Here is a 19,205-nt window from a genome sequence, read left to right as displayed (position 1 = left end):
CACACGGTTTGCTCACCGATGGCTTCGCGTAAACCTCACTCAAAAGCACGCCATCCAAATGACGCAAGCAACCCCGACCATCTCCCTCAGTCAGCTTGAAAGCCACCTCTGGGAATCCGCCAACATCCTGCGCGGCCCGGTGGATGCGGCTGACTTCAAGACCTACATCTTCCCGCTCCTGTTCTTCAAGCGGGTCTGTGATGTCTGGGACGAGGAATACGACGAGATCGTCGACGAGACCGGCGATGCTCAACTGGCCCTCTTCCCAGAGTCGCATCGTTTCCAGATCCCGGATGACTGCCACTGGAATGACGTCCGCGCGGTGGTGACCAATGTTGGCAATGCCCTGCAACGCGCCATGCGCGAGATCGAGAAGGCCAACCCGGACACCCTGTATGGGGTCTTCGGCGACGCCCAGTGGACCAACAAGGATCGGCTTTCCGACGCGCTGCTCAAGGATCTGATCGAGCATTTCTCGCGCATCTCCTTCGGCAACAAAAACATCGCCTCCGATGTGCTGGGCGATGCCTACGAGTACCTGATCAAGAAATTTGCCGACGCCACCAACAAGAAGGCCGGCGAGTTCTATACACCACGCAGTGTCGTGCGGCTGATGATCGAGATGCTCGACCCCAAAGAGGGCGAAACCATCTATGACCCGGCCTGTGGCACGGGCGGCATGTTGCTGGCAGCCGTTCAGCACGTTCAAGAACAACACGGCGATGTGAAGCGTCTGTGGGGCAAGCTCTACGGGCAGGAAAAAAACCTCACCACCTCGTCCATTGCCCGCATGAACTTGTTCCTGCACGGCATCGAGGATTTTCAGATCGTGCGCGGCGATACCCTGCGCAACCCGGCATTCTTCGAGGGTGACCGTCTGGCGAGCTTCGATTGCGTGATCGCTAATCCGCCCTTTTCCCTCGAAAAGTGGGGCGAAGATCTATGGGTGAACGATCCCTTCGGGCGCAACTTTGCCGGACTGCCCCCGTCCAGCAGCGGTGACTTCGCCTGGGTGCAGCACATGGTCAAGTCGATGGCCGAAGGGGCAGGACGCATGGTCGTGGTATTGCCCCAGGGCGCGCTGTTCCGAAAAGGGGCCGAAGGCGGTATCCGCCAAAAGCTACTGGAGATGGATCTGGTCGAGGCGGTCATCGGCCTGGCGCCCAACCTTTTCTATGGCACAGGCCTCGCCGCCTGCATCCTGGTACTGCGCAAGAAGAAGCCGGCCCGGCGGCGTCAGAAGGTGATGATTGCCGACGCATCCAGGCTGTTCCGGCGCGGTCGCGCACAGAACTATCTGGAGCCAGAGCATGCCCTTGAAATCCAGGGCTGGTTCGAGAAGTTCGAGGATGTGCAGGACGCGGTACGCATCGTCGGCCTCGATGAAATCAAGGCCGAGGACTGGACGCTGAATATCTCGCGCTATGTCCTGCCGCCGCTGCAGGAGGAGGTCCCGCCGCTGCCCGAGGCTATCGCGGCATTCAAGGATGCGCTCACCCGCTGCCGGGAAGCGGAAGACAGGCTGGCCAAGGTCATGGTGGAAGGAGGCTGGCTGCAATGAGTGCCCGCATTACTCAACAAGAACTCGAATCCTATCTCTGGGGCGCCGCCGTGCTGCTGCGCGGCCTCATCGATGCCGGCGACTACAAGCAGTTCATCTTCCCGCTGCTGTTCTTCAAGCGTATTTCCGATGTCTGGGATGAGGAATATCAGGCTGCGCTCAAGGAGTCAGGCGACGATCTCTCCTATGCCGAGTTCGCCGAGAACCATCGCTTCCAGATACCGGAGGGCGCGCATTGGAAGGACGTGCGTCAGGTCCCGAAAAACGTCGGCATGGCGATTCAGTCAGCCTTGCGGCAGATCGAGTCCGCCAACCCGGACATGCTGGCCGGCATTTTTGGCGATGCGCCCTGGACCAACCGCGAGCGCCTGCCGGATGAAACCCTCAAGAACCTGATCGAACATTTCTCGACGCAAACGCTCTCGGTGGCCAACGTGCCCGAGGACGAGCTCGGCAATGCCTACGAATTCCTGATCAAGAAGTTCGCGGACGACTCCGGCCATACGGCCGCCGAGTTCTATACCAACCGCACCGTTGTGCATCTGATGACGCAGTTGTTGGCCCCGCAGGCCGGCGAGTCGATCTACGACCCCACCTGCGGCACCGGCGGCATGCTCATTTCCGCGCTGGCCGAGGTCAAGCGCAGCGGCGGCGAGTACCGCACCCTGAAGCTCTACGGTCAGGAACGCAACCTGATCACCTCCGGTATCGCCCGGATGAATCTCTTTCTGCACGGCGTCGAGGACTTCCAGATCATCCGAGGCGACACCCTGTCCGATCCAAAGCACATCGAAGGCGACCGGCTGCGCAAGTTCGACGTGATCCTCGCCAACCCGCCGTACTCCATCAAGCAGTGGGACCGCGAAGCCTGGGGCCAGGATAAGTGGGGGCGCAACTTCCTCGGCACGCCACCGCAAGGTCGGGCCGACTACGCCTTCCAGCAGCACATCCTTGCCAGCCTGTCAGACCGTGGCCGCTGCGCCATCCTGTGGCCGCACGGCGTGCTGTTCCGCAACGAGGAACAGGCGATGCGCGCCAAGATGGTCGAGCAGGACTGGGTCGAAGCCGTGATCGGCCTCGGGCCGAACCTGTTCTACAACTCCCCGATGGAGTCCTGCGTCATGGTCTGCAACCGGCGCAAGCTAGCCGAACGCAAGGGCAAGGTGCTGTTCATCAACGCGCTGAACGAAGTCACCCGTGAACGGGCGCAGAGCTTCCTCAAGCCGGAACACCAGCAACGCATCCTGGAAGCCTTCCGCGCCTTCGCGCCGATCGATGGCTTTGCAGCGGTGGCGACGCTGAACCAGATCGCCAGCAACGGCGCCAATCTCTCCATTCCGCTGTATGTGAAGCGCGCGACGAGCGCGGCGAACGGCAAGGGCACCAATGAGGCCGTCAGCCTGAACGCGGCCTGGGAGCAATGGCAAAGCGACGGTCGCGCCTTCTGGCAGCAGATGGATGCTTTGGTGGAAACGCTTGATGGCCTGGAAGTCGAGGAGGTCGAGCGTGCTTGATAAGGTCAAAAAGCCAGGCGGGCGCCAGGTGAAATTCGGCGACGTGGTGCGCCAAGTTAAGGAAAAGGTTGAGCCAGAGACTTCAGGACTGGAGCGCTATGTCGCCGGTGACCACATGGATACCGACGATTTGCGAATCCGTCGCTGGGGTGAGATCGGTAGTGGCTATCTCGGGCCTGCATTTCATATGCGCTTCCGGCCAGGGCAGGTGCTTTACGGCTCTCGGCGAACTTACCTCCGCAAGGTGGCTGTCGCAGACTTCGATGGCATCTGCGCCAACACTACCTTTGTGATTGAGCCAAAGAACGTGGAGGAGCTGCTGCCCGAGTTCCTTCCGTTCCTCATGCAAACGGATGCTTTTAACGAGTTCTCCGTCAAGAACTCCAAAGGCTCAGTGAATCCGTATATCAACTTCTCTGACTTGGCGCGATTTGAGTTCGCCTTACCGCAACTCGAAGAGCAGCGACGTTTGGTTCTCATGCTAAGTGCGCTGGAAGAGAATCTTGTTGCGCTGGATTCAGCGCTTGCATCGGCCACTGGCTTGCAGTTTTCGCGACTGGAGTATGCGTTTGATTCCATTCCCGACGGCTGCCTTCATCCGGTCGAGAAGCTGGTCGTAACACCACCGAGAAATGGCCTCTCGCCAAAGGTTAACGCCGACGAGCGAGGTTATCCCACTTTAAGCATCAGCGCGGTTAGGGACGGTTGCATCGTCACCGAGGGCAACATCAAGTATGCGGAAGTGACCGACGATCAAGCTGCCGCCTTCGCGCTGAAGAAGGACGATGTGCTGGTGGTGAGAGGGAATGGCAATAAGCTGTTAACCGGAAAATGCGGCCTTGTCGATACCGTGCCACAAGGATGCTTCTATCCTGATCTGCTCATCCGGCTTCAGTTCGACAGCAAGATCATTCGGCCACAGTTCGCCGCCCTGCAATGGAACACGCCTAGCACACACAAACGGCTGATCTTGCGCGCCAAGTCCACCAATGGCATCTGGAAAATCAACGGCGGTGACATTCGACAACACACCCTGAAGGTTCCGCCGATCGAAGAACAGGATGCCTTGCTGGAAGAAATCGGTGCGATTCGAGAGGCACGGACTGACATTGAAAGGCGCAAGGCCAAGGCACAAGCCCTGAAGGCTCTCGCCTTGAAAGAGATCGTAGGGGGGAGCAGCAATGGCGTTTAACGAATCCAATACTGTCGAAGCCTGCCTTTACGACCTGCTTTCCGGACCGGGTAAGTCCGTCCCGACCAATGTCGTACAGGAGTCGGAAGCCGCCTACGGCCGCAGCCACAAGGGAATCGGGTGGCGACGAGTCGCCAGCGTTGAGATCCCGCGTCAGCCCCAGGACGTGCTGGTTGAATCCTGGGTGCGCGAGGCGCTGATCCGCCTCAACTCGGAAATTGCCGCCCAGCCGGACCGCGCTGATGAGGTGCTCTACAAGCTGCGTGCCATCGTGCTCGCGGTGCGCTCCGACGGCCTGATCCGCGCCAACGAGGAATTTACGGCCTGGCTCAGGGGCGAGCGTTCCATGCCCTTCGGCCAGAACAACGAGCATGTGCCGGTTCGTTTGATCGATTTCGACAAGCTCGACCAGAACCAGTACGTCGTCACCCAGCAGTTCACCTTCCGCGCCGGCAGCGCCGAGCGCCGCGCCGATCTGGTCTTGCTGGTCAACGGCCTGCCGCTGGTTTTGATCGAGGCCAAGACGCCGACGCGCTCGGCGGTGAGCTGGGTGGATGGCGCGCTGCAGGTGCATGACGACTACGAGAAATTCGTGCCTGAGCTGTTCGTCTGCAATGTGTTCTCGGTGGTCACCGAAGGGAAGGAATATCGTTACGGCTCGCTCGGCCTGCCCATCAAGGATTGGGGGCCGTGGAACCTGGAGGATGACGGCGACGCGCTCAAGCACCCGCTGAGAGGCTTGAAACTGGCCGCCGAGAGCATGCTGCGGCCCCATGTGGTGCTCGACATCCTGGCCAACTTCACCCTGTTCGCCACCAACAAGAAAAAGCAGCGCATCAAGATCATCTGCCGCTATCAGCAGTACGAGGCGGCCAACAAGATCGTCGAGCGGGTGCTGGCCGGCTATCCGAAGAAGGGCCTGATCTGGCATTTCCAGGGGTCAGGCAAGTCGCTGCTGATGGTGTTCGCGGCGCAGAAGCTGCGCCTGCATCCGCGCTTGAAGAATCCCACGGTGCTGATCGTGGTCGACCGTGTCGATCTCGATACCCAGATCACCGGCACCTTCACCGGAGCCGATATTCCCAACCTCGAGAAGGCCGACTCCCGCGACAAGCTGCGCCAACTGCTGGCGCAGGACGTGCGCAAGATCATCATCACGACGATCTTCAAATTCGGCGAAGCCGATGGCGTGCTGAACGATCGCGGCAACATCATCGTGCTGGTGGACGAGGCGCACCGCACCCAGGAAGGCGACCTCGGCCGCAAGATGCGTGATGCGTTACCGAATGCCTTCCTGTTCGGCCTGACCGGTACGCCGATCAATCGCTTCGACCGCAATACTTTTTATGCCTTCGGCGCGGAGGAGGATGACAAGGGCTACTTGAGCCGCTACGGCTTCGAGGAGTCGATCCGCGACGGTGCGACACTAAAGCTGCACTTCGAGCCGCGCCTGCTGGAGCTGCACATCGACAAGGCAGCCATCGATGCCGCCTTCAAGGAGATGACCGGCGGTCTCTCCGACCTCGACCGTGACAACCTCGGCAAGACTGCCGCCAAGATGGCGGTGCTGGTGAAGACCCTGGAGCGCATCCGACGCGTGTGCGAGGACATCGTCCAGCACTTCCAGAGCAAGGTGGAGCCGAACGGCTTCAAGGGCCAGATCGTCACCTTCGACCGCGAATCCTGCCTGCTCTACAAGCAGGAGCTGGACAAGCTGCTGCCGCCGGAGGCCTCCGACATCGTGATGACGGTCAATGCCAACGAGCCGCAGTACAAGGCCTATGCGCGCACGCGGGATGAAGAGGAGCGGTTGCTTGACCGCCTCCGCGACCCCAACGACCCGCTCAAACTGATCATCGTCACCTCGAAGCTGCTGACCGGCTTCGACGCGCCCATCCTGCAGGCGATGTATCTGGACAAGCCGCTGCGCGACCACACGCTGCTCCAGGCCATCTGCCGGGTGAACCGCACCTACTCCGAGCAGAAGACCCATGGCCTCATAGTGGATTACCTCGGCATCTTCGACGACGTGGCCAAGGCGCTGGAGTTCGACGACAAGAGCGTCACGGCAGTGGTATCGAACATCCAGGAACTCAAGGACCGGCTGCCGGAGGCGATGCATAAATGCTTGGCTTTCTTTGCCGGCGTGGATCGTACGGTCGAGGGTTACGAGGGCCTGATCGCCGCCCAGCAATGCCTGCCCAACAACGAGGTGCGCGACAACTTCGCGGTCGAGTACAGCCTGCTTAACAAGCTTTGGGAGGCCATCTCGCCAGATCCGATCCTCGGTGAGTACGAGAAGGACTACAAGTGGCTCTCGCAGGTATACCAGTCGGTGCAACCCTCCAGTGGCTACGGCAAGCTGATCTGGCATTCCCTCGGGGCCAAGACCATCAAGCTGATCCACCAGAACGTGCACGTGGATACCGTGCGAGACGACCTGGACACGCTCATCCTGGACGCCGACCTGTTGGAAGCGGTGCTCTCAAACTCATACCCGAAGAAGGCCAAGGAAATCGAGATCAAGGTGGCGCGGCGGCTACGGAAGCACCTCGGCAACCCAAAGTTCAAGGCCCTCTCGGAACGCCTGGATGCCCTGCGCGATCGCTTCGAGTGCGGCGTGCTCAACAGCGTCGAGTTTCTCAAGCAACTGCTGCAACTGGCCAAGGAAGTGCTGCAGGCCGAGAAGGAAACGCCTCCGGAAGAGGACGAGGATCGTGGCAAGGCAGCGCTGACCGAGCTGTTCAATGAAGTAAAGACCGCCGAGACGCCGATCATGGTCGAACGCGTGGTGGCAGATATCGACGAGATCGTGCGCTTGGTCCGGTTTCCCGGTTGGCAGGACACCCTCGCTGGCGAGCGCGAGATCAAGAAGGCGCTCAGGAAATCCTTGTTCAAGTACAAGCTGCATGCCGATGAAGAGCTGTTCGAGAAAGCGTACAGCTACATCCGGCAGTATTACTGAGAGAATGGACATGAGCGTTAACGCAAGCCAACCCTGGCCATACCCCGGGGCACGCTGGTGGAAGTTCGATTTCCATACCCACACTCCGGCCTCCAAGGACACCGGGGCATGGCAGGCCGCCATCGGTACGCCGAATGAATTGACGCCGCAGGCCTGGCTGCTCAAGTACATGGCCGCCGAGATCGACTGCCTGGCCATCACCGACCACAACACAGGCGAGTGGATCGATAGGCTTAAGGCGGCCTATGCGCAGATGAAGCGCGAGGCCGATGCAGGCGCGCCACCTACCGGATTCCGTGAGCTGCACCTCTTCCCTGGAGTGGAAATCTCGGTGCAGGGCGGTTTTCACCTGCTGGCGATCTTCGACCCGTCCGCTAACAGTCAAACCATCAGCGACCTGCTGGCGCGGGTGGAGTACGAAGGCACGCGTGGTGGCAGCGATGGTGTGACCCGCATCGGTGCCGCCCAGGTGGTGGAGCGCATTCTGGCGGCAGGGGGGCTTGCCATTCCGGCACATGCTAATGGCGACAAGGGGCTGTTACAGGTCGAGACTGGTACGCGCAGATGCGTGATGGATGCCAACACGGTTAAGGCTGTCTTGCGGGAACCCGGCATCCTGGCGCTGGAGTGGACCGTATCCTCTCGCCCCGTGCCTATGGTGCTGGATGAACTGAAACTACGCTTTGCCAGCGTAGTGGGCACCGATTGCCACAGCTTCCAAGGTACGGCTGTTCCCGGTTCGCGCTACACCTGGATCAAGATGGCCCGGCCTAGCCTGGAAGGCTTGCGTCTTGCCTTGCTGGATGGACAGGAAGTCTCTGTTCGGCGCAGCGATGAAATCCGCGACTTTGCGCCGTTCAATACGCCCGAGCATTTCATCGAATCGATTGAAATCTGCGACGCACGTTACATGGGGCGGGGCAGACAGACTGCCAGCTTGCCGCTCAATCCCTATTTCAACGCGCTTATCGGCGGTCGTGGCACCGGCAAGTCGACCGTCGTGCATGCGCTGCGCCTGACTTATCGCCGTGAGAAGGAGTTATCGCCCACCTCGGAAGCCGGGCAAATCTTCAGCCGTTTCAACAAGGTCGCCAAAAACCGCAATGACGAAGGCGGCCTGCTGGCAGATACGACCATCTACGTGCGGGTGCAGCGCGATGGCGTGCCCTATCGCCTGATCTGGCGGCAGGATGGCCAGGGCCACGCGGTGGAGGAATGGGACGCCGCTACGGGCAGTTTCAAGCCTCCTGCTAGCCAGGCCGTCACCGAGCAACGCTTTCCGTTGCGCCTGTTCAGCCAGGGGCAGATCGCCGCGCTGGCCGGTGACAGCCAGCAGGCGCTGCTCAAGGTGATTGACGATGCGGCGGGCACACAGTCGCAGCAAGCCGCTTTCGAGGATGTCAAGCGTGCCTTCTTGGCCGCACGGGCGCAATTGCGCGAGCTGGACGGCAAGCTGCAAGGACGTGAGGCGTTGACGCTGGCCCTGCAAGATATTCAGCGCAAGCTGGCCCGCTTCGAGGGCGCTGATCATGCCACCCTGCTGAAAAACTATGAGCACACCAACCGGCAAAGCCGCGAGCTGGAACGCCAGTTCGAAGCCTCCGCCGAACTGGCAACCCGCTTGAAAGCGCTTGCCGACGATCTGTTGGCGGAAGACTTGCCGGAAGGCTTGTTCGATACCGCCGAGGACGGCCCGGCACTGAGCATTGTCCAAGCGCTGCACGCCGCCATCGTTAAGGCGCGGCAGGAAGTCGAGAGCGCGGCAAACGTGCTGCAGGCGCGTGGGCGAGTCCTGAGAGGTGAACTGGAGACTTCGCCCTGGTTTGCGCGGATCGGCGCGGCCAAGACGGCCTACGAGCAGCTCAAGGCTGACTTGCAGCAACAAGGCGTCAGCGACCCCAGTGAGTACGGCCGCCTAGTACAAGAAAAGCGGCGCCTGGAAACCGAGCTGAAGAAGCTGGAAGCCTTGCAGAAGCAGCACACCGAGTTGCGAAAGAAGGCCAAATCGCTGCTGGAACAGGTGCAATTGGCCCGCCGCGCCATCAGCGCCCAACGGAGCGCATTTCTGCAGGCAACGCTGCAAGGCAATCCCTTTGTACGCATCGAACTGATCCCTTACAGCCGGGACGCGCAGGGCATTGAGCGCTCCCTGCGGGAGGTGCTTGGGGCCGCTGAAGGCAAGTACGTGGACGACCTGTATCAGGAGCAAGAGGGGGCATCCCCCAAAGGGCTCGTGGCCGATCTGCTGGGCACGGTTGATCTGGTCGAGCAGCCGGGCGTATGGGACACGGCGGCCTTCGAGCAGGCGCTATTGACGCAGAAGATACGCCTGTCGCGGGCAGGGGGAGTTTGGCGGCTGGTTCAATAAATTCCTGAAGGCGGAGGCCGACAAGCGCCCGGAATTCATCGACCACATTCTGTGCTGGTTCCCCGAAGATGGTTTGCAGATCGAGTACAGCCGCAAGGGTGACGGACGGGACTTTCAGTCCATCGGCCAGGCGTCTGCCGGGCAGCGCGCTGCCGCCATGCTAGCCTTCCTGCTGGCGCACGGCAACGAGCCGCTGGTGCTCGACCAGCCAGAAGATGACCTGGATAACCACCTGATCTACGGATTGGTCGTGCAGCAGATCCGCAGCAACAAGTTGCGCCGTCAGCTCATCATCGTGACCCACAACCCCAACATCGTGGTCAATGGCGATGCGGAGCTGATCCACGTGCTGGACTTCAATCACCAGTGCCATGTGAAGCAAACCGGCTCGTTGCAGGATCAGGCCATGCGCCGCGAAGTCTGCCAAGTGATGGAAGGCGGCGAAGAAGCGTTTGAACGACGTTATCAACGCCTGGGAAGGGAGGTTTGATCCATTCGGGAGCAGAGTTCCTCACTCGACCTGCAATACTTGCGCTTGATTGCCAAAGTTGGTGGACAGTTACGTCGGCTTGGATGAGGGCGCATGTCTGTTATAATGCAGGTGTTTAGAGAGAAGAGCTTTGTAACTAGGTGCTGTCACTAACCAACCAAGGAAGTGTTTCGTAACTTATTGAATTTTAAATAATTGTATGGGTGTGTGGGCGAATCCCACCCTCTCCGCCAATTTGTACTAATATACTGAATGGCAATAGTATCAAGGCATTCAGGAGGCTCAGTGGTACAAAAAGCCGGTACAAAACGGAGCGAGCGGGACGAGGAGAAGGTAATGCCCGCCCTGCCCAGCAACTGTTACAAGACCCCTCATGGCTATGTTTTCCGCATCGTCGTTCCAGAGTCCCTACGGGCCGCTGTCGGCAAGCGTGAAATCAAGCGATCCCTAGGGAAAGACTACCGCCAGGCGGTCAGCCAGGCCCGTGTATTGGCCGTGCAGGTGGATCAGCAATTCCACAGCCTGCGGCAACAGGTCCAGCAGGAAGCGGACTACGCCCAATCCTTCGCGCGCTACGTCGCCAGGGCCCCGCACCATCCCCTCAAACCCATCACCGAGGTTACTCCGGCACTGGTCTCCGGCCTGCGGGCCCTGTGGCTTTCCAGCCTTGAAGCCGACTTGGCCTGGCGCCGGGAAGGGATCGACGATGAAGAATATCAAGAGCTCCAGGAGAACATCCAGGAGGTCCAGGCTAAGATTGCCCAAGCCCTGGCCCGAGGGCAGCCCGAAGCCTTTGTCCCCGCTATTCGCACCCTACTGGTGGGCAAGGGGCATCAACTGGCCGTCAGTGCGGCAGAAGAGCGCCAACTGGTCCTGGACGTCCTTCCCGCGCTGCAAGAGGGCTACGACATCCTGGCCCAGCGCCAGGCGGGCCGTCTGGTGCAACCCAAGCTGACGCCAGAGGATATTCCCTTGCCGGCCGTCTGGGAGCCCACCACCTCCACCAACGCCGCCACTTCCCGAAATTCGGATCTTGGTTGGCAGGAACTGCTCGACCACTGGCGCCAGGACTGCCCGCGCAAGCCCCGCACCGACAGAGAGCTCCAGCGCCTGATCCAGTCGCTGTCCAGTTTCCTGCCCAAAGCCACCCCAGCCACATTGACCCGCGCCCAGGTGACGGATTGGCTGCGCCACGAACGGGATCAGCGCGGTAACAGCGCTAAAACCTTGGAGAAGAAGGGTACCCTTGTCGGAGCGATCTTTTCCATCGCCGTCAAGGACGAATTGTTGGAGAAAAATCCATTTTCCGGATTCGATTACAAACGCTTTGCCACCAAGGAAGGCATCGCCCCGGAATCTAGCCGCCGATCCTTCACCCAGGCCGAGCTGGCCCAGATATTCTCCTCCCAAGCGCTCTACGGCATCACCACTAGCACCGGTGGGGGAGGCTACCACGCGCGCATTTGGATTCCCCTCATTGCCCTGTACTCCGGCGCCCGGCTCAACGAGATCGGTCAGCTCACCGTCGATCACATTGTCCGGGAACCCGTCCCCCACTTCCGAATCCTGCAGGCCAAAAACCAAAACAGCATTCGCGATGTTCCCATCCATCCCAAACTCATCGAGCTGGGCTTCCTTGCCTATGTGGAAGCCATCCGCAGCGCCGGATACCGCAGCCTCTGGCCCTTCCTGCGCAGCCGCAGCCAAGTCAGCACCGATAGTGAGGTCGTGGGCAAGTGGATTGGCCGTTTCCTTCATCAGACCCTGAACCTACCCCCTGAGGTCACCTTCCACAGCTTTCGCCACACCTTCAAGGATCTCTGCCGAAACGCCTTGATTCCGCGGGAGCTACACCATGCCTTGACCGGTCACGCGAGCCCCGGCCAGGTCGCCAACGTGGGGGACAGCTATGGCGATGGTTACTCCATCGAGGTAAAAGCCCAACAAATGGCCAAGGTCGAGGTACCGTTGTCCTTTCCGAAACCTCTACCCTTCACCCGGAGGATCACCGCGAGAGGATAGGATTGGTGTGGCTGGATTCCGGAAGGCCGCTCCTGGGGCTCCGCCCCGGCGCTCGAACCCACCCCCCTGACCTCGGTGACGCGCCGCCCCTTTTCTTCCCAATCTGGCGGTACGGTCGGCGCTTTTGCCCGCCGTCCCCGCTTTTATCCTGATTAGGTTCGTGCATATTTTCGGATACGCTTTAAGCCAGCGGCAGACGGTAGACTGATGGACGGCTAGAATCTCGGCGATTTCCGTCTGTTTTTTGCCATCTCGATACAGCGCCACCGCCGTCGCCCGTGCCCCTTCGGATCGACTGCGCCGTGCTTTTCCGCTGTTGCGCCCACGCTGGGCTTGCAGTTTTGGTGAATGGGTCCGGCTGACGAACAGTTGGTGGCGGCCACTTTGCACATAGTTCGCGATGGATTTTGCGATGTGGTGGCACTCTCGGTCCGATAGCGGGGGGGAGTTATTCTGCAGATTATAGGCATTCACATCGGCCGTTACCCGATCCAATAGATCCTGTTGAGGACCGTAGGTGTATGCCAGTCTGCGACAGCTTTCCCAAGTTGCACAGTTTCTTCCGAGGCTTGCCAGGGTGTCATCTTGTCTCCCTCTTCGCGGGAGTCGGTGAGTGGCCTTGATGCGATCCAGGACTTCGCGAAAGTCGCGCAGTTGGTATGGTTTCTGCACAAGAATCTCCAGTTGCCAATGGGGATGCAGGGGGTTGTGACACAGTGTTCCCTGGTAGGCAGGATCGCCATTGAGAGCGATGCGCAATGCAATCGCCACATCGGTAAAAAAGTTTTGGGCTTTTCGGCTGGCGTTCGGGCCGATCAGGATGGGGGTTTTCCAGAGATAGAAGGCATGCCGATGGCCGGATACTGGGTTTGTTACCAGGATATTCGGAGGCGGAACATCGACGGGGAGATCATGGGCATGATCCAGGTCAATGACGAGACATTGATTTTCCCAGGGTTTGTTCGGTTGGATTTCTCGTAAAGTCACCGCCAAGCCTGTGGGCCGTATCCTGACGCCGGTTTCGAAGTCATTTGTACAGTAAGGGCGTTCTGGCAGTCGGGACTGCCACAGGGCCAGAATGCGGGGAAGTTTTTTGGCAGCTGCAGATTTCTGCGTGGCGAGGAGCTGACTTCGCTGCAGAGCCGCTTTTTGTTTTTCGCGTTTTTCCGAATACTTCCGGTGGATCCGGTCGATTTCGGCCTTTAAGTCCAAGATCTCGTCGATGACGCATTGTGGCATGGGCCCCTCTGGGGGATACTCGCGCAAACGCCAGAAGATACAGCGCCATAAATTATTGACATTGACGGCACCCACACCCTTGCGCAGTGTGGTCAACCAGTGGGTCCATCCTGGAGGAGTGTCGGAGGCTGGTGAAGAGGGAGGGGTTATATCGTTTTGCATGTCCAGTGTAGCAACCGGACACGCAAGGAAGAGGATGGGCCGCAGTCAGACAGGGTAGAAGCGAGGGGAGCCGCGGCCACTCCGCTTAGCGGTGGCCGTGGGGTGCAGCGGTCGGCACTGCCGACCTGCGGAACCCCTCCAGACGATCCGTGCGTCCAGCACGGAGCGGAGGGAGGCTGGGGGGGCGCCGATGAAAAGGGCCCGCGAAGTGACGCGCGTCCAGCGCGGAGCTGCGGGTCCAGGCACCCCCAGGTGCCGGTTTGCAGTCGGGGGGGCGTAGCCCCCGTCCCCCGGGCCGCAGGCCGGGGGCAACTTGATCACCGGTGCGCGTCCAGCGGCACCGCGTGAGCGGGTTGCCGCCGGGCGCAAAGCGCCCGGGGGACCGCTGTAAAGGGGGCAGGCCAGTGCGTCCAGCACTGGGCCTGGGAATGGGGCGTCCAGCCCCCAATTCCCGGGCTTCCTGCCCCAAACTCTGGCCACCAAGGTGGCCAGTCTCCTGGGTGGAGAGCGCGAGAGCGCGCGGAACCCTCAGAAGGCGAGGGTCGGTACAGAGCCCCCTACGGGAGAAAACGCCACACCGGGGGCCGTTGCCGACCTATGGCCTCAAGACCTGGGCGCGGGGTCGCTATACTCCCGCATGGATACGATACAGCAGCACCAGACCAATCTTCTCGACGGCCTGGAGGCCATCGCCCGCTTCGGCTGGCTCACCCGCGAGCAGATCAGCCGGCTCCTATGGCCGGGGAGTACGCCCGTCACCCGGGAAAAGCTCGGCCAGCGCTTCATCGCCAAAGCTCAATCTCAAGGCTGGATTCTGAGGCGGGTCATCGACGGCGGCGGCTCTGCCTATGTGTTACGTCCCGCCGGAGTCGTGCATCTGCATCAAGCCCGGCCCACGGTGCCCGCCAAGTCAGGGCTGGATCTCCGCCTGGGCAACGTCCGCCATCGCAGCCTCATCAACAACACCCTGATTGACCGGCTCGTGGAGGGGAATCAGGTCTGGACGGAATACGAAATCCTCACCCGTCGCACCCCTCAGATTGTGGTAGCGAACAAGATCCCCGATGGGGCGATTCTGCAAGTGGATGACGACGGTGCGGAATTGCAATGGTTCGAAGTGGAGGCTCACAGTCGCAAGCGCCAGGACTTCGAGGCGCTGTGCCAGCTCATCCGGGGTCCTCTGGCCGCCGCCAGTCGAGCGCCCTACCAACTGATCGAGGGGGTGTACCTGACGGACTTGCACCTCGTTTTTGCCGAGGAGCGGCTCGGCACGCTGTTAGCTTATCGCCTGTTGGCTGTTGCTGAACAAGAGCAATGGCCAGATACCTTGCTGGCCTCGATTGAGTTATACCTAGCGCATCAAACCGCCCGGGGCCGCTGGGATGGACTGCAACAGGTGGGGACGTTGCTCTACCCGCCGGAGCATTGGCAGGAAAAGCGGCTTTCGGCGCTGGAATCCGCTTTGACGGAGCGAGTTCGTCGCCTGAGTGCAGAGTTGCGAGTACAAAGGACCTAGGCGCATGGGACCGAATGAGGGCGGGTTAAGTGGGGAGACCTAGCGGCCATTGGGACGGAGCAGCGAGCTCGCACTTGCCGATGGGCGATGGAAAGCTGTAGGCTGAGCAGAGGTGGACGGCGGTAACAGACTGAAAGCGGTCATTTCGATCTTTCTAGGAACGCGCCTAGTGGGCCCAAAATGCTTCCTTCCCATCGCCTTGGTTTTTTTATTTGGCTGGGTTCAGGTACTCTAAAAAACGTGCGATGGTATGAGAGCGATAGGGGATTTTGGGGGCGACCAGATATAGGGTCCAGTGGATCGGGTCGCCAACCCGGCGACTCTCGATTGCCCAATCTGGGCGATGGCACAAGGCGGTGCTGGTGATAAAGCCGATACCCAGCCCGGCCGCCACGGCCGTTCCCATGGCTTCGACACCGTTGACTTCGATACGAATGCTGGGTTCGATACCAATTTTGCGGAACTCTTGCAGGATACGCTGGCGAATGCCCGATTGCTCTTCCCGCCAGACCAGTGGTTCGCTCGCCAAATCCGCTAAATCCAGCTTAGGCTTTTCCGCAAAGGCGTGCCCCCTGGGGAAAATGGCAAGAATCTCGTCCTCGAGCCAAGGGCTAGCCTCATAGTGGGGCGGCAGCCCCGTCATTGGTGTGCCCTCTTCGAGAAAGAAGAGATCCCAATCCAGCAGAGAATACTGAGACCAATCCGTGATTCCTCCGCGCAATTGCAGTTCCACCTCGGGGTAGTCCTGCCGAAACCGCACGAGATACTGGGGCAGAAAGTAATTGGCTACGGTATTGGTGGCGGCGATCTTGAGAACGCCTTCCTGCAACTGCCGCCGGCGCTGCACCATGTCTGACCATTCCCGCTTGAGATCCCGAAGGCGGCGTGCAGGAGCGAGGTAGGCTTCCCCCGCTGCCGTTAGGCGAACACCGCGACCCATCCCGTAATAGAGGGGCTCCCCGGCCAGTTCCGTCAGTCGCTGCAGTCGTTCACTGATGGCTGGCTGACTCCGGTGCAGGATTTGCGCGGCTTTGCTCACGCTGCCGCTCTCTGCCAGAGCGAGAAAGGTCTCGAGGAGTTCCAAGGAAGGAGTAGATATCGCCATAGCCGATAGTTTCTATCATAACTTCCTATTGGTCCGATAGCTTTGCCATTGCTAGGCTCCGCTCTGGATTTTTGCAGAGCTGCCATGTTTCACATCCTTCATCGCCAGTTACAAAGTGCCAGCGCGTATTCGGCTTCCAACCGATTTCTGGCGGTAAACCTAGCCATTGGCCTGGAGCATTTCCTGGTCCTCTTCAATGGTGGTGCCTACCTGCCAATGATCCCCCGGGTCATTGGCTCCTTGGGGCGCAATATGATCTATGGTGACTGGACCCAAGACCTGTACTTCCTGGCTTTGGGCTTAGGCCTGCCTCTGGGGCATTGGGCCAGCCAACGTTTTGGCAATCGCAATGGCCTACTCTTTTGTTTAGCAGCCATTTTTTTTGCGTCGCTGATCAATGCTACAACGCGCGAATATGTGCCGTTTTTGGCCGCTCGCATTGTCGCCGGCCTCGCTGGGGGGCTGAGTATCCCCCTTTCCCTCAACCTGCTCTTGCGCCACTACCACAGTGACCGGCGCGACCATGGCTTATTTCTTTGGGGCATAGCCGCCATCACGCCCTTTGCCATTGGGCCTTTTCTTGGGGGCTGGATTGACGATGCGTGGGGCTGGCGGTGCTTGTTCCTCCTCAATCTGCCCATTCTGCTGATGAGTTTTCTGGGAATATGGCTGTGGGAGCCGCCGGAGCGCCAAGGGGAACGGCCATCGATGGATTGGTTGGGCTATGCCCTTTTGGTGGCGAGCCTAGTAAGCCTGCAAATGCTTTGCAATCTGGGGAGTAAAGACGACTGGTGGCGCTCGTCGGAGATTCGCCTGCTGACGATGCTGACTCTGGTGTTGGGGGGGGCGACCGTCTGGTGGTTGCGGCGACAGACCCTGCCAGCGTTGGATTTGCACAGTTTTCGCTATGTCAATTTTCGCGTTGCGGCCCTTGGCGTTTTTCTCACCGCGCTGGCATTTCAGGGTACGCTGGCGTTACTTATCGTTCAGTATCAGCTCAGTTTTGGCTTCAGTGCTCGTGCCATTGGCGAGCTTCTTCTCAGTATGGCCATTTTTGCACCCGCAAGCGCCACCTTCTCTCACTGGTATCTGGGCCGCCACGATCCGCGCCCACTGGCGCTCGTTTCCCTGCTCTTGCTCAGTGGGGCGGCTTGGTGGCTTTCCAGCTACGACCTTCCGGTCTCGCCTAGCAGCCTGGTCGAGGCGCCCATGCTAGTGGGTTTGGGTCTTGGTGGGGCCTTTGCTGCCTGGGCACGGATCGGGCTTTGGGGGCTTTCTGGCCCATCGGAGCAGCGTGCTGCCGTCGCGTTGAATCTTCTCCGCAGCACCGGTCAGGCCATGGGAATTCCCCTCGTAGCAGCCCTGTGGGAACGGCGTTTGGATCTCCATCGCCATTTTCTGGTAGAGGTGCAGGGCAGCAATCTGCTCTTTTGGCATGCCGCCGAGCGCCATTTTGCCAATGTCCCCGGCCTGCTCGCGGCGTCGGTACGACAACACGCCGCCATGCTCGCCTTCAACGAGATTTTTTACCTGGCTGCCGGGATTTTTGGCGGGCTGGCCCTGTGGAGCCTGCTGTCACGAGCGCCAAAGGAAAAGAGTCCCGAGAGTGTTGCGGAGCAAACGGCCATTGCCGAGCTGGTGGAACCATGAAGATACGTTTTGCATCGACGATGCTGTGCTTCTCGCTCGTGGTGAGCGGCTGCGCGCGCTTGCCTGAGCAGCTACCCGACAATCCGAAAGACAAGGTGGATTTGCACATTCCCAGACCCATCGGGATAGCAACGGCACCCTGGCCCGCCCAAGAGTGGTGGCGGAGTGCGAAAGACCCGGGGCTTGACCGTCTGGTACAGATCGCTTTCGAGCGGAATCCGGATTTACGAGCCGCAGCTGCAAAGGTGCTGCTGGCGCAAGCCGATGTCGGCGCTGCGCGATCACGGCTCTTACCCCATTTCGATGCCAATTTCGCGTTCACGCAGCAATATTTCTCGGCCCAAGGTCTGCATCTCAACGCCAATGGCACGAGCAATACCTTTGGCGCACTCAATCCCATCGACATCCGCTATCACGTCGATCTCTGGGGACAAGATCGCGATCTGGTGCAGGCAGCTCGCGGACGCCTGGCCATGAACCAGGCGGAGGCAGCTCAGGCACGGCTCTTGGTCAGTACTGCGGTCGTCGTCCAGTATTTCGCTTTCGAAGGTGACCGACGCTTGCTCCAGCAGACAGAACATCTGCACTCCCTGCAAGAGCAGGCCAAGGCCGTGGCTGTGGGCGGTTTTCAGCAAGGCTTGTTCAACGCCAGCCAGATCCATGCCGAAGATTTAGCCCTAGCCGAGTCCGCCCAGCGCATCGCCAAGCTGCGAGCGGCCATCGCTACCGAGGAGCATGCCCTGGCCGCACTCTGCGGCGAAGGACCCTCCATGACGATAGGGTCCGCTACCATAACAACGCAGGCGCTCACCCCAGCACTGGGGTTGCCGAAGGATCTCCCATTGCGACTGCTCGCTCGGCGCCCCGACATCGTCGCCACCTGCTGGGCAGTGCAAGCGGCAGCGGCGGAGGTTGGGGCGGCACGGGCTGCCTTCTACCCAGACATCAATCTTCGTCTGCTCGCCGGTTGGAACAGTATCCACCTGGGCGATCTGTTTGACCCGGGGAATTTCGCTCATGCCGTCGGCCCGGTCATTACGTTGCCGATTTTCGAGGGAGGTGCCCTACGTGCCCACCTGCGGGCCCAGAATGCGGTGTTTCTCGCCGCCCAGGATCGCTATCGGCGCACCCTCCTGGCAGCTTTACGCGAAATTGCCGATCGCCTGAGCACGGCGCAGAAGCTAGAACGCCAAGAACAGGCCGAACACCGCGCCGCGGCAGCGGCGCAGGCACAGTGGGAGTTGCGCCAGCAAGCTTGGCGCCAGGGTCTGAGTGACGCTCTGCCCAGTATCGCGGCAGAAATCACCTGTGTTCAGGTTCGCCAACAGCAAACTGCCATCGCCACCGCACGTTGGCAAAACTGGGCTCTACTGGAATCCGCCTTGGGCGGAGGATATCGACAAGCAACAAAGGATGACTGA

Annotated in this window: 12 protein-coding genes; 10 read left to right on the top strand and 2 right to left on the bottom strand. The window is 60.1% G+C overall.

Going from position 1 to position 19,205, the window contains the following annotated elements; genetic code table 11:
- Positions 1-58 precede the first annotated feature (58 nt).
- From M5D89_RS09205 to M5D89_RS09175, 7 genes are all read left to right on the top strand, one after another.
- A complete protein-coding gene (locus M5D89_RS09205) occupies positions 59-1,561 on the top strand; it encodes a type I restriction-modification system subunit M (RefSeq protein WP_248885520.1) in 1,503 nt (500 codons plus the stop codon).
- Positions 1,558-3,075, top strand: a complete 1,518-nt coding sequence (locus M5D89_RS09200; RefSeq protein WP_248885519.1) for a type I restriction-modification system subunit M — start codon at positions 1,558-1,560, stop codon at positions 3,073-3,075. Before M5D89_RS09205 ends, M5D89_RS09200 begins: the two co-directional genes overlap by 4 nt.
- Positions 3,068-4,267 (top strand): restriction endonuclease subunit S, encoded by a 1,200-nt coding sequence (locus M5D89_RS09195; protein WP_248885518.1) that lies wholly within the window; start codon positions 3,068-3,070, stop codon positions 4,265-4,267. Before M5D89_RS09200 ends, M5D89_RS09195 begins: the two co-directional genes overlap by 8 nt.
- On the top strand, positions 4,257-7,232 hold the full coding sequence (locus tag M5D89_RS09190) for a type I restriction endonuclease subunit R (protein ID WP_248885517.1): 2,976 nt from the start codon (positions 4,257-4,259) through the stop codon (positions 7,230-7,232). The genes M5D89_RS09195 and M5D89_RS09190 overlap by 11 nt, the downstream gene beginning before the upstream one ends.
- 10 nt (positions 7,233-7,242) lie before the next feature.
- Positions 7,243-9,600 (top strand): TrlF family AAA-like ATPase, encoded by a 2,358-nt coding sequence (locus M5D89_RS09185; RefSeq protein WP_248885516.1) that lies wholly within the window; start codon positions 7,243-7,245, stop codon positions 9,598-9,600.
- A gap of 73 nt (positions 9,601-9,673) precedes the next feature.
- The gene (locus M5D89_RS09180; protein ID WP_248885515.1) at positions 9,674-10,090 is read left to right on the top strand and encodes an AAA family ATPase; all 417 of its coding nucleotides are present in this window, start codon (positions 9,674-9,676) and stop codon (positions 10,088-10,090) included.
- Positions 10,091-10,426: 336 nt separating this feature from the next.
- A complete protein-coding gene (locus M5D89_RS09175; RefSeq protein ID WP_248885514.1) occupies positions 10,427-12,112 on the top strand; it encodes a site-specific integrase in 1,686 nt (561 codons plus the stop codon).
- Here M5D89_RS09175 and M5D89_RS09170 read toward each other — a convergent pair.
- Entirely contained in the window at positions 12,077-13,447 is a 1,371-nt protein-coding gene (locus M5D89_RS09170) for a replication initiation protein (RefSeq protein WP_248885513.1), read from the bottom strand. The genes M5D89_RS09175 and M5D89_RS09170 overlap by 36 nt on opposite strands.
- Before the next feature lie 550 nt (positions 13,448-13,997).
- Here M5D89_RS09170 and M5D89_RS09165 point away from each other — a divergent pair.
- On the top strand, positions 13,998-15,029 hold the full coding sequence (locus M5D89_RS09165) for a hypothetical protein (protein WP_248885512.1): 1,032 nt from the start codon (positions 13,998-14,000) through the stop codon (positions 15,027-15,029).
- Between the two features lie 208 nt (positions 15,030-15,237).
- Here the strand turns inward: M5D89_RS09165 and M5D89_RS09160 are convergent, their stop codons facing one another.
- Positions 15,238-16,134 carry a LysR family transcriptional regulator gene (locus M5D89_RS09160; RefSeq protein ID WP_248885511.1) on the bottom strand — a complete coding sequence of 299 codons (897 nt, stop codon included), beginning with the start codon at positions 16,132-16,134 and terminating at the stop codon, positions 15,238-15,240.
- An 84-nt stretch (positions 16,135-16,218) separates the two neighbouring features.
- Here M5D89_RS09160 and M5D89_RS09155 point away from each other — a divergent pair, with 84 nt between their 5' ends.
- Both M5D89_RS09155 and M5D89_RS09150 read left to right on the top strand, forming a co-directional pair.
- Positions 16,219-17,784 (top strand): MFS transporter, encoded by a 1,566-nt coding sequence (locus M5D89_RS09155; RefSeq protein WP_248885510.1) that lies wholly within the window; start codon positions 16,219-16,221, stop codon positions 17,782-17,784.
- Complete coding sequence (locus M5D89_RS09150; RefSeq protein ID WP_248885509.1) at positions 17,781-19,205, top strand: efflux transporter outer membrane subunit; 1,425 nt, start codon at positions 17,781-17,783, stop codon at positions 19,203-19,205. The genes M5D89_RS09155 and M5D89_RS09150 overlap by 4 nt, the downstream gene beginning before the upstream one ends.

The sequence above is a fragment of the Acidithiobacillus acidisediminis genome, assembly GCF_023277115.1.
Taxonomy (GTDB): domain Bacteria; phylum Pseudomonadota; class Gammaproteobacteria; order Acidithiobacillales; family Acidithiobacillaceae; genus Igneacidithiobacillus; species Igneacidithiobacillus acidisediminis.
The sequence above is the reverse complement of the archived record's forward strand: the minus strand, read 5'-3'. Positions and strand labels throughout refer to the sequence as shown.

Bases quoted from the DNA above. Each gene is read 5' to 3' on its own strand.
- M5D89_RS09150 (WP_248885509.1), top strand. From the start codon at position 17,781: ATGAAGATACGTTTTGCATCGACGATGCTGTGCTTCTCGCTCGTGGTG.
- M5D89_RS09155 (WP_248885510.1), top strand. From the start codon at position 16,219: ATGTTTCACATCCTTCATCGCCAGTTACAAAGTGCCAGCGCGTATTCG.
- M5D89_RS09185 (WP_248885516.1), top strand. From the start codon at position 7,243: ATGAGCGTTAACGCAAGCCAACCCTGGCCATACCCCGGGGCACGCTGG.
- M5D89_RS09200 (WP_248885519.1), top strand. From the start codon at position 1,558: ATGAGTGCCCGCATTACTCAACAAGAACTCGAATCCTATCTCTGGGGC.
- M5D89_RS09205 (WP_248885520.1), top strand. From the start codon at position 59: ATGACGCAAGCAACCCCGACCATCTCCCTCAGTCAGCTTGAAAGCCAC.
- M5D89_RS09160 (WP_248885511.1), bottom strand. From the start codon at position 16,134: ATGGCGATATCTACTCCTTCCTTGGAACTCCTCGAGACCTTTCTCGCT.
- M5D89_RS09190 (WP_248885517.1), top strand. From the start codon at position 4,257: ATGGCGTTTAACGAATCCAATACTGTCGAAGCCTGCCTTTACGACCTG.
- M5D89_RS09175 (WP_248885514.1), top strand. From the start codon at position 10,427: ATGCCCGCCCTGCCCAGCAACTGTTACAAGACCCCTCATGGCTATGTT.